The organism is Xenococcus sp. PCC 7305 (assembly GCF_000332055.1).
Lineage (GTDB): Bacteria > Cyanobacteriota > Cyanobacteriia > Cyanobacteriales > Xenococcaceae > Xenococcus.
Window position 1 is genome coordinate 1 of the sequence record NZ_ALVZ01000062.1, and the last position, 11645, is coordinate 11645.

Sequence of the window (11645 nt, forward strand, 5' to 3'; positions counted from 1 at the left end):
CCCAATCCTGTTCTGATAGTGTCGTCGCCTGAACCAAGAGTGATATCGAGATTTTCAAAATTACTAGCTGTTGTTCCATCAATCAAAGTCATAGTTGAAAGCGTATTATCCACAACTGAACCTTGATTAAAGATAGATAAATTACGACTTAAAGTATCACTACCTTCTCCACCATCAAGGACATCAGCCCCTTGACCACCATCGATAGTGTCACGACCATTACCTCCAGATAAGGTATCGCTAAAATCTCCACCAAATAGTTCGTCATTAAATTGGGAACCAGTAATGTTATAAATTTCCACATTACTGAACTCGACTATATTGCCACCTCCACTGAGTCTTCCTGATCCTAGAGCTGGCACCGAATTAGAAGAGTAGGATATTCGATTAGCAGACAGAGAATAGTCAATTTCTAAAAGATCAATCCCAGCCCCGCCATCTACAGTATCTACTCCTAATCCTGTTCTAATAATGTCGTCTTCAAAAGTACCATTTAAGAAGTCATCACCAGAGGTTCCAATGATATTTGCCATAGCTGTTTTTGATGGGATATTCTGTACTGAGTATTTTTATACTAGTAGTGTTAGTAGACAGTGATATGTATTCTTGATTTTTGTTTAATAATCTGCAAAAAACACTTTGGTACACTTATAAACAATAATATTAGTATCGACTGCCATCATTTCCATTGTTCCAGTACACCTTGACTAATTGCATCATCTAATTCATTTAAAGTTTTTGCTGTACCCTTGTAAGATAAACACCCAGCAACCTCTTCTAGTTTGGTTTCCTGAAAAGGCTTTTTTGGTTTGAGTAAAATACCGTCGCCTGTATTAATCGCAATTAATTCTTGTCCAACTTGCCAATGATGATCAATCGCTTTAATTGAAGTTTTTCAAACTTTAAAACAAATGATCTTTATCTCTAATCTTCAGCCATAACTTTATATAAGTAAGAAATAAAGTTTTATTGGCAAATAAACACATAGATAATGACTAACTGGAAACAACTACAAAATGGCTCTGACATCCGCGGGGTCGCCCTAGAAGGAATCCCTGATGAAACGGTGAATCTCACTCCAAAGGTCGCAAATATTTTAGGCAAAGCCTTTGTGAGTTGGTTGACGCAACAAATAGACAAATCAGCCGGTGAGTTAACGATCGCCGTAGGACGAGATAGTCGCTTATCAGGGCCGAGCCTCATGCAATCTCTTATGGAAGGGATGGGCAGCTGTGGTTGCCAAGTTTACGATTTTGCGATCGCTTCGACTCCGGCAATGTTCATGAGCACTGTGACTCCTGGATTCAACTGTGATGGGGCAATAATGTTAACCGCTAGTCATTTACCGTTCAATCGCAACGGTTTTAAGTTTTTCACTCCTCAAGGTGGTCTAGGAAAACCAGATATTGCAGCTATTTTAGAACTGGCTGAGCAAAATGATTTTGCGATCGCGACAACAACCAAAGAATTGCAACAGCATGATTTTATTGCAGTTTACGCTGCTGGATTAGCCAATAAAATTCGTGAGGCAGTCAATCACCCCGAGAATTTTGATCAGCCATTAACAGGGTTAAAAATTCTGGTCGATGCTGGCAATGGAGCTGGCGGATTTTATGCCGATCAGGTTTTAAAGCCCTTGGGCGCAGATACCACAGGAAGTCAATTTCTCGACCCTGATGGCAATTTTCCCAATCATATTCCCAATCCTGAAGATAAGGATGCGATGGCTTCGATCCGCCAAGCAGTGATTGATAACCAATCAGATTTTGGCATTATTTTCGATACGGATGTCGATCGCGTCGCAGCAGTAGATTATTTAGGAAATGAATTGAACCGTAATCGTTTGATTGCTTTAATTTCAGCAATTGTCCTCAGAGAACATCCGGGGTCAACTATTGTGACTGATTCGATTACCTCTGATGGGTTGGGTCAGTTTATCGAACAAGAGCTCACAGGAGTGCATCATCGTTTCAAAAGAGGTTACAAGAATGTAATTAATGAGTCTCTACGTCTTAACCAAGAAGGTCAAGAATCTTGGCTGGCGATCGAAACTTCTGGTCATGGAGCAATGAAGGAAAATTATTTCCTTGATGATGGAGCTTATTTAGCAACCAAGTTGTTAATTGAATTAGCCAAGTCCAAGCTCGAAAGAAAGTTAATTACTGATTTAATTGCTAAATTGCAAGAACCGGACGAAAGTTCAGAATTTCGTTTAAAAATTGGGACTGATGATTTCAAATCCTATGGCAAAGATGTTATTTCTCAACTAAAAGAGTTCGCTCTTACTCAGGCTGATTGGCAAGTTGTGCCCAATAATTATGAAGGAGTTCGCATCTCTTGCAAGTCTCCAAAAGAAGACGGCTGGTTTTTGCTGCGGCTATCGCTTCATGATCCAGTCATTCCTTTAAATGTTGAATCTAATGTTGCAGGAGGTGTAGCGCAAATAGTCCCCAAACTCTTAGATTTTTTTAACAGGTTTGAGCTTTTGGATTTATCTCCTTTCGCCAAATATAACTAAGGATATACAAGAGCCAGGAGACCTTAATTATTAACTTGCTCCTGGTTACTAATAGGCCATGAGGATGTTTCTGATTTTTGTAATAATGTAACTACAGATTTTCTATTTAAAAGAATTAAAAGGATAGTAACAATTAAAAAAAATTGGGAAATCTAAAAACATAGCAGCTACCATCTACTATGTAAATAGTAAAGATGCAAAAAAAAACATTGTTGCACCTATAACCTATCGTGATCAATATATCAGGATTTATTTATGAACTTTTTAAAACAAACCTTTGCTAGCATTGTGGGAACAATCGCAGGATTGCTCTTATTTGTAACTCTTGGTGCAACTGGTCTAGTCTTTCTTTTGTTTGCGGCGACTGCTCCGAAGATCGAGCCACAGGTTAAAAATAAGTCCATTTTGGTATTTGATCTAGCTACTCAAATACGCGATTCTGCTCCTCAAACTAATATTCAACAAGTATTTTCTGGAGATGCCCAATCTACATTGAAGCTACGAGATGTTTTGGATGCTCTAGAAAAAGCAGCGAATGATGATCGCATTGTGGGATTACTACTCGATGGCAGAAGAGAAAATGTTGGTAGTGGTTATGCCGTAATGGCGGAAGTGCGAGATGCGATCGCGAATTTTCAGGCTCAAGGTAAGAAAATTATTGCCTATGATGTCGCCTGGAGTGAGCGAGAATATTATTTAGCTTCGATCGCCGATGAAGTACTCTTAAATCCTATGGGTATTATGGAGTTCAATGGCATGAGCTCGGAACAGATGTTTCTCAAGGGAGCCTTCGATAAATATGGTATTGGAGTACAGGTAATCCGTGTTGGGGATTATAAATCCGCAGTCGAACCCTTTACGCGGGAAGATCTTAGCCCGGCAAATCGACAACAAACCCAAGCTTTACTGACAGATCTCTGGACTAAGTTTCTTTCGACCGTGGGGGAAAGTCGGGACTTAGATCCTCAATATTTACAACAAGTTGCTGATCAAAAAGGCTTTATCGAGCCAGAGGAAGCTAAAAAAATTAAATTAGTAGATGAGATTGCCTATTTCGACAATTTAACAGCAAAACTCAGAGAATTAACTGGAGAATCAACCAATAAAACCGAATCCTTTAGACAAATTAAGTTTGACGATTATGTTAGCGATTTCCAGGCTCCGGTGTCGAATGCCAATATGGCGAAAAATACCATTGCTGTTGTTTATGCTGAAGGCTCAATTGTCGGAGGAAAAGGCAATATTGAACAAATTGGTAGCGATCGCTTTGCCCAGGAATTTCGAGAACTACGGGAAAATGATAATGTTAAGGCTATTGTGTTGCGGGTTAACAGTCCTGGAGGTAGTGCCACCGCCTCGGAAGTTATTTTACGGGAGATTTTGCTAACTAAAAAGGAAAAACCTGTAATCGTCTCCATGGGTAATGTTGCGGCCTCTGGAGGTTATTGGATTTCTGCGGGTGCCGACCAAATTTTTGCTGAAGAAAATACCATTACAGGTTCGATTGGTGTCTTTGGCTTGTTACCGAATATCCAAGAAATTGGCAATAATCATGGTATTACCTGGGATGTGGTGCAAACAGGTAAATTTGCCGATATAAACTCCAGTGTTCGTCCCAAGACAGATGCTGAATTGGCTATTTATCAAAAATCAGTGGCTCAAGTTTATAATCTGTTTCTGAAAAAAGTTTCTGAATATCGCAATTTACCCAAAGAAAAAGTTCAGCAAATTGCCCAAGGTCGAGTTTGGTCGGGGAAAGAAGCCCTGAATATTGGCTTAATTGATCAAATTGGTGGTTTGGAGTCTGCGATCGCCTTTGCCGCCAAAAAAGCTGAATTGGGAGAAAACTGGAAGATTGCCGAATTTCCCCAGAATAAAACCTGGGAAAGCGAACTGGCAGAGCGTTTATTCAAAGTAGAAGCTTTACAAGTAGCAAAACCAGTTGATCCTTTGAGTTCTCAGCTACAGAAAATACGCCAAGAATTGGCTTTAGTTCAATCCTTTGATGATCCTCGTAGTATCTATGCTCGTCTGCCTTTTGAATTTAATATTGATTAGATGAAGGCTGCTGTAGGGTGCTGTTAGCGCCAGCGTAACACATCATTTTGGACTGTTTATTGTTAATTGCCGATAATTCCTTGAATCGGCACTTCAGAATCAAGAATCAATTCTACGTAATTGAACTTTCGTGTAATGTAGCTTTAAGAAAAGTAAAATTGAAGTTGAATATTTTAAGAACTGCTTCTTGTGTAAAAATCTGATTATTTTACACTTGTACTATTTAGTTAAATTTAATAATTCGTATTAAACTTCTCCGATAAGGGTAAATGCAGCCCACATTTGTGGACAATTACGATATTCTTCCATCACTGATAGCATGGCTTGACGTAATGCTTGTGCTTTATTCATTTCATTTTGAAGATTTTCATAGAATTTGATCATCAATAGCTTAGTTGAGTTATCTGAAACTTCCCAAAGAGAAACGATTAAGCTAGAAACTCCCGCAATAAGGAAACAACGAGATAATCCAAGTATTCCATCATTAGTAATTACACCTCTTCCTGAATTACAAGCACTTAGCACAACTAAATCAGCACTTAGATTCAAATTTAAAATTTCACTAGAATTGAGAAACCCAGAATCTCCATTAGAGGGAGCAAAAGCTATTGCTCCTGGAATTCCTAATTCATCAAATAAGTCTAGTAGGCCATGCGTAGCCAAATGGATTAAGCTAGCCTTAGGTAAAAGTTGCTTAATATAAGTTTTTGTGGCTTTACTACCGGTAATAGCTTCTGTATTTAAAATTGTAGCAATTTCTTCTGCTTCTTGTTTGGAATGAGGTAGTGGTTTTAATGGTTTTTGTGGTTTCGAGAATGGAATTATTGGCATTTTTGGATTTCCTACTACCAATGCATTACTTTTAGTTTTTAGTCTAATTCGCTCTTTTTGTTCTCTAGTTAGTTCTAAAATCTGAATTGAAGGAGCAATTAATATTGTATATCTCTCAATTAAAAATTCCCCTGTTTTATTTTGTAATGCGGAAAAAGGAACTAAAAACAATTCATGTTGCGGAATAAAAATGACCAACTCATCAGAATTTTTGGGCAGAAGATCGGTAATTGGTTGAATTAAACAATCATAAAGTTGTTGAGAAAAGTTACTTGCATCCTCTAGCCAAGATCCAGCATCAAGTCTTTGTTGCATTTCTCTCGATATTTCTCTTAGGGATGTATCATCTTCTAGTAATGGATTGAGATCGACATTACGAAATATAAGTTCTCCAGAAGGCTTAATGACCCAAATATAGAGAATATCAGGGTCAATAATTGAATACTCCACCACTGTAGCACTATGATTTACAGCAGTTTCTGTAAGTTTATTAATATTTGGCAATTCTTCTACTTTTTGCAAATGTGATTGTGTTGACAATTCTGTTGATATAATCTTTATCGACTCAAAAAGTGCCCTAGCACGACTTCGTTCAGATATTTCTAAAGCCTCACAGTATTTATTTTGAGCTACTAAAACCTTTTGTAAAAGAAAATATGCATCAGTTTGTGTATTAAAAAGAGATACTTTGTCGACATCATGATTTAATCCTATTCGCAAAGATTCCCAGATATTAACTGCCTGTAACAAAGCTTCTTTGGACTGAGATAAATTATTTTGATAAAGCATTAAACTACCTTTGTGTGTTAATGCCACTCCTTTCAATCTAGAGTCATCAATCTTGTCTGCTAAAATGAATTGTTTTTGAACGTACTCAATTGCTTTTTCTTGTTGTCCTAAATTACGACAAGCTACACCTAGAGAACCCAGTACATATGCTTGTCCTCGAAGATTATCAATTTGCTGAAAAATCTTTAAGGCTAACTCTAAATATTCATATTCTTTATTATAATCTTGGGTTGATAAATAAACATTTGCTAAATTTAGCAATACTGTACCTTCTTCTTGATAGTTGCCAATCTCTTGTGAAATTTTCAGGGATTCTTGATGATGTTGAATAGCCTTTTCATATTGTTGTAGAGATCGATATGCAACTCCTAAATTAGTAAGAGAACGTGTCTCTCCTAGACGTATCCCTAGTTCACGATTAATTATTAATGATTGTTCATGAAAATTAATTGCGTAATCAAATTCACCCAGTGCCTGATAAATATTTCCGATATTTCCCAAGCACTGAGCTTCTCCGTGACGATCTCCGATTTTATTAGTAAGAGCCAAATCTTCTTCGTAAAAGTCTTTAGCTTCTTGATACTTACCTAATGATTCATAAGTACAACCTAAATTTCTTAATGCTACTGCTTGTTGGGCAAAATCATTTATTTCTCTTGCAAGATTCAGTGACAGTTTATTATGATAAATAGCATTATCGATTTGACTAAGATAATGAAAAGTAGCACCCAAATTAGAATAACATTTAGCTTCTCTAGATTGATTACCAATTTCTCTATTTATTTCTAGAGAATGCTGATAATACTTAAGCGCTAAATCATAATTTCCTTGTGATTGAAAAACATTACCTATATTAATTAAAATGGATGATGTTAGTTCCTTATTTCCTAATTCTTTAACAATTTCTAATTGATCAAGATGATAGTTAATTGATTGTTGATAACTTCCAAGATAATAGGATGCAACTCCCAAGTCATTTAGCAATGGTTCTTGTTCTGATACAGTGCCAATATTTTTTACAATTTCAAGAGATTTTTTATAAAAATAAATTGCTAAATTATATTTACATTGTTTAATATAAGTATTTCCTATTAATCTGAGAATTTTAGACTCTTGACTATTGCTTTTAATTTTTATAGCGGATTTAAGAGATTGCCTTAAATAATATAATGCTTTATTGTAATTTCCTTGGGTATTACAAATAATAGCAATTAAAAATAGGCAGTCAATTAATTTTTCTTTTTCACTAGTATTTCGATATAATTTCAGTGCTGTTTGAAATTTTTGTAATGCTAAATAAACATTATTATCTTGGTATAATTTTAATCCTTGATTAAAAAAATTATTTGCACGTAATAGTGTAGATGAGTTTAATAAGCGTATTTCCGATGCAAAATTTTTTTTATCTTTTTGTTCTTCATATTAAGGACAAGAAAATTTTATTTCCTTACTTTTTAGTTAATAACTTACAAATGACAATGGGTCGGACAAAATTTAGATTATACACAAGGCTGAAAAGCTTGAAACTTCGTACCTTTAGCTAATATCAATAATTTAATCGAAGTTAGCTTTAGAGCTAACTTGTGAAAAAAATCCGAATACCGATAACTATTCTTCTGTGAGGCTTGTGAGCTCGTTAAGAAAAATGTCCGGACTATTGAAATGATCATCAGTGTAAATACCTCGATCATCTAAAATTAACAGTATAAAAATTTTTTTTCTATGAATAATTATATTTTCTTATATTTCCACCAATCTAATTACCGACAATTTCGCTTTGCGGCAATTGAAACAACTACAGGATAAAGCTTTCAGCGACTGATAAGTTTCGTTTCAAATGTTATTGATAATTACCTCAGTTATTGCTAATCCACTCTCGTTATTGCCACAATCCGATAAGATTTGTTTATTGTCAATTCAGACAAATTCTTCTCATTAATGATTGATCACCATCGCCTTTTTAAAGAATTACTTTCCACATTTTTTATTGAGTTTATCGAGCTGTTTTTCCCCCAGGTAATGGCTTATCTCGAACCCAACTCAATAACCTTTCTCGATAAGGAAGTCTTCACCGATGTTACCGTAGGCGATCGCTATGAAGCAGATTTGCTAGTACAAGCTCAATTTCAGAATCGCTCATCCTATTTCCTCATTCATGTCGAAAACCAATCCTACAATCAAGCAAACTTTAATAAGCGAATGTATCGCTATTTTTCTCGACTCCATGAAAAATATGACTTACCGATTTATCCTGTAGTTGTCTTTTCCTACGACAAACCCCAGAAAATAGCCGACAGTAGTTATCAACTAGAATTTCCTGATTTCAAAGTACTTGAATTTAACTATCGAGTCTTGCAACTCAATCACCTTAATTGGCGAAATTTTCTCAACCAGCCCAATCCTGTAGCTTCTGCTCTCATGGCAAAGATGCAGATCTCCACCGAAGACCGCCCTAAAGTGAAAGCAGAATGTCTCCGTTTGCTAGTAACCCTAAAATTAGACCCAGCTAAAATGCAGCTCATTTCAGGTTTCATCGATACATATCTCAACTTAGATGAATCAGAAGAACAAATATTTCAAACCGAACTCGGTACAATTGAATTAGAAGAGAGGGAACAGGTTATGGAAATCGTTACCAGTTGGATGAGAACCGGAATCAAGCAAGGAAGAGAGGAAGGATTACTTGAAGGTAGACAGGAAGGATTAATTGAAGGCAGACAAGAAGGTTTAGAAAGGGAAACCGATTTAGTTCTTCGTCAACTCAAAAGAAAAATAGGACCATTGACCCCAGAAATAGAAGCTCAAGTCAAAAGGCTAGAAATCCAGGAATTAGAAAATTTAGGCGAAACATTATTGGACTTTGAACAAATAGAAGATTTGACTAATTGGTTGAATAATTTGTCAGCTTCGAGAAATTAACCTTATATTAAGCGCAAATTGTCTCTTTTTTTAGCACTAGTTTTTTCAGAATTCTTTGCAGCACTGCCATCTCGCTTGTAATGGCGATCTCTCACAACAATAGAGGGGATTCTGTATAATTGTTCAGTGAGATCACCAATTAAAAGATACTAGATGGAAACCAGACGAGTTGCAGACATTCTTAAAAACGGTCAACCAGATGAAAAAGTCATCATTAAAGGTTGGGTACGTACAAAACGAGCATTAAAAGGGTTTGCTTTTGCCGAAGTCAATGATGGCTCATCCTTAGCTGGTCTGCAAGTCGTCCTGGATGGCGAGGTTCCAGAATATGAAACTCTACTCAAAAAGATTAATACCGGAGCATCGATAGAGGTCTCCGGAACTTTAGTTGCTTCTCAAGGGAAGGGACAAAAAATTGAGCTGAAAGCTGATTCGGCGATCATTTATGGAGAGGCTGACCCCGAAACCTATCCTCTACAGAAAAAACGTCATTCCTTTGAGTTTTTACGGACTATTAGCCACTTGCGATCGCGCACTAATACTTTAGGTGCTGTGTTCCGAGTGCGTAATGCTTGTGCTGCTGCAATCCATCAATTCTTTCAAGACAAGGGTTTCTTATGGATTCATAGCCCCATTATCACCGCCAGTGATTGTGAAGGTGCAGGAGAATTATTCACTGTTACCAATTTTGACTTAAATAAGCTACCTCAAAATGAGCAGGGTCAAGTAGACTTCACGCAAGATTTCTTCGGTAAACCTGCCTATCTAACTGTCAGTGGACAATTGCAAGCCGAAGTCATGGCCATGGCCTTTCAAAATGTCTATACTTTTGGCCCCACTTTCCGCGCCGAAAATTCGAATACTTCTCGCCATTTAGCTGAGTTTTGGATGATTGAGCCTGAAATGGCCTTTTGTGATTTAGAAGGTGATCAAAATTTGGCCGAAGAGTTTCTCAAATATATCTTTCAATTTGTCTTGGATAAATGTCCTGAGGACATGGAGTTTTTCAATAAATGGGTTGATAAAACTATCTTAGCGACCGCTGATAATATTATTAATAATGAGTTTGCCAGGATTACTTATACAGAGGCGATCGCGCTATTAGAGAAAGCTGATAAGAAATTTGAATTTCCTGTGGAATGGGGTATCGATTTACAATCTGAACATGAGCGATATTTAGCCGAAGAATTATTTAAAAAACCCGCGATCGTTACTAATTATCCCAAAGATATCAAGGCATTTTATATGCGATTAGATGATGGAGAAAAAACTGTAGCGGCTATGGATGTGCTGGCACCGAATATTGGGGAAATCATTGGTGGTTCGCAACGGGAAGAACGACTAGATGTTTTAGAGCGAAGAATTGAGGAAATGAATATCGAGGCGGAGAGTATTGGCTGGTATTTAGATTTGCGTCGTTATGGAACTGTGCCCCATGCTGGTTTTGGTTTAGGTTTTGAAAGGTTAGTGCAGTTTATGACAGGAATGACTAATATCCGTGATGTGATTCCTTTCCCCAGAACTCCTTTAAATGCAGATTTTTAGCATTATTAGTAGGATATCCAGCCAGAGTCAACGTGAAACTAAACGTGAAACTAATAGATTGACAATAGTGCTTTATTGTCTAAATAAGCAATTCTCGGCGCTCAACATGATTATTTTCATTTATTTTTTTGCTATGAATCCTCTAGATACCATGTCTTCTGCTAACAACTTGGGAGAAACAACCAGGACATTCTCTACTCGTTTGCCATACAAGTAACCAAAATCCTTTTTATCACCTGTGAGTAAATGAGTACATTTTTGCGCGATCGCACCACCTAAAATTGGGATATCTTTTGCTTTTAATTTTACTGACACATTAAGTATCAATTCATTACTAACCGAAATATTTCCTAGCAAAAATTCTAATCCTTGAATTGAACCGTATTTTTTTCTTTCTATATTTTTTCTTGCTTCCTCGATAGCGTAGAGATTAGTAACACATTCTCCATGTTGTTTGATAATCTTGATTAACTTAGCGATTCTACTTTCTGGAACTGAACCGCTGAAAAGAATATTCGCATCGAGAAAAACTTTCATTACAATTTGAAATCTTCTAGTTCTTTTTCATTTTGCTGTTGAAACTCTTCTATCCTCTTATCAGAATAGATCTCAACTGAAAACGTGGCACTTGGACGTAAAATTAATTCTGCTTCGCTTTCTTCGATCACTATTTGCCCTCCAACCTCCAGACCATATTTTTTTATTAAGTCTTGAGGAAGAGTGATTGTACCCCCCTCATTAATTGAAATAATTCTATTCATAGCCGCTGTATTTTAGTAGTACTGCGATTTTAACAAAACGAGACTACATCAGCTTATTTAAACTGGAAGAAGAATCAAAAACAGAAGAGTGATTGGAATTTTATCAGTATCTAGTGCCGCCGCGCGGAAGTAATAAGTAATAAGTAATGAGTAATAAGTCTTGATATATCAGCTTTTTGCTCTTCGTTGATGGTTGTCTTATTTACGCCCGCGTCCACTAGTTT

The 11645-nt window shown here is 36.6% G+C and carries 8 protein-coding genes and 2 pseudogenes; 4 read left to right on the plus strand and 6 right to left on the minus strand.

The genetic code is table 11. The annotated features are described in order from the left end of the window. Together XEN7305_RS28020 and XEN7305_RS30210 are read right to left on the minus strand one after the other, a co-directional pair. On the minus strand, window positions 1-533 hold a 533-nt coding region (locus XEN7305_RS28020), incomplete at its 3' end, for a calcium-binding protein (RefSeq protein ID WP_006507572.1). 146 nt (window positions 534-679) lie between these two features. Further along, window positions 680-871: pseudogene (locus XEN7305_RS30210) on the minus strand (AbrB family transcriptional regulator); the annotation flags it as partial. A gap of 120 nt (window positions 872-991) precedes the next feature. Here XEN7305_RS30210 and XEN7305_RS01615 point away from each other — a divergent pair. Beyond that, on the plus strand, window positions 992-2518 hold the full coding sequence (locus tag XEN7305_RS01615) for a phosphomannomutase/phosphoglucomutase (RefSeq protein WP_006507573.1): 1527 nt from the start codon (window positions 992-994) through the stop codon (window positions 2516-2518). Between the two features lie 255 nt (window positions 2519-2773). After that, a complete protein-coding gene (gene sppA / locus XEN7305_RS01620) occupies window positions 2774-4576 on the plus strand; it encodes a signal peptide peptidase SppA (protein ID WP_006507574.1) in 1803 nt (600 codons plus the stop codon). A 246-nt stretch (window positions 4577-4822) separates the two neighbouring features. Here sppA and XEN7305_RS01625 read toward each other — a convergent pair whose 3' ends face one another. Continuing rightward, the gene (locus XEN7305_RS01625) at window positions 4823-7168 is read right to left on the minus strand and encodes a CHAT domain-containing tetratricopeptide repeat protein (RefSeq protein ID WP_144053180.1); all 2346 of its coding nucleotides are present in this window, start codon (window positions 7166-7168) and stop codon (window positions 4823-4825) included. A 177-nt stretch (window positions 7169-7345) separates the two neighbouring features. Next, window positions 7346-7579, minus strand: a pseudogene (locus XEN7305_RS30215) (tetratricopeptide repeat protein); the annotation flags it as partial. A 555-nt stretch (window positions 7580-8134) separates the two neighbouring features. Between XEN7305_RS30215 and XEN7305_RS01630 the strand changes: the two are divergent. Further along, a complete protein-coding gene (locus XEN7305_RS01630) occupies window positions 8135-9115 on the plus strand; it encodes a DUF4351 domain-containing protein (protein ID WP_006507576.1) in 981 nt (326 codons plus the stop codon). 153 nt (window positions 9116-9268) lie between these two features. Continuing rightward, a complete protein-coding gene (gene asnS / locus XEN7305_RS01635) occupies window positions 9269-10660 on the plus strand; it encodes an asparagine--tRNA ligase (RefSeq protein ID WP_006507577.1) in 1392 nt (463 codons plus the stop codon). A gap of 120 nt (window positions 10661-10780) precedes the next feature. Here asnS and XEN7305_RS01640 read toward each other — a convergent pair whose 3' ends face one another. Both XEN7305_RS01640 and XEN7305_RS01645 read right to left on the minus strand, forming a co-directional pair. Next, a complete protein-coding gene (locus XEN7305_RS01640) occupies window positions 10781-11197 on the minus strand; it encodes a hypothetical protein (protein WP_006507578.1) in 417 nt (138 codons plus the stop codon). Beyond that, window positions 11197-11421, minus strand: a complete 225-nt coding sequence (locus XEN7305_RS01645) for an AbrB/MazE/SpoVT family DNA-binding domain-containing protein (RefSeq protein WP_006507579.1) — start codon at window positions 11419-11421, stop codon at window positions 11197-11199. Before XEN7305_RS01645 ends, XEN7305_RS01640 begins: the two co-directional genes overlap by 1 nt. Between the last annotated feature and the right edge of the window lie 224 nt (window positions 11422-11645).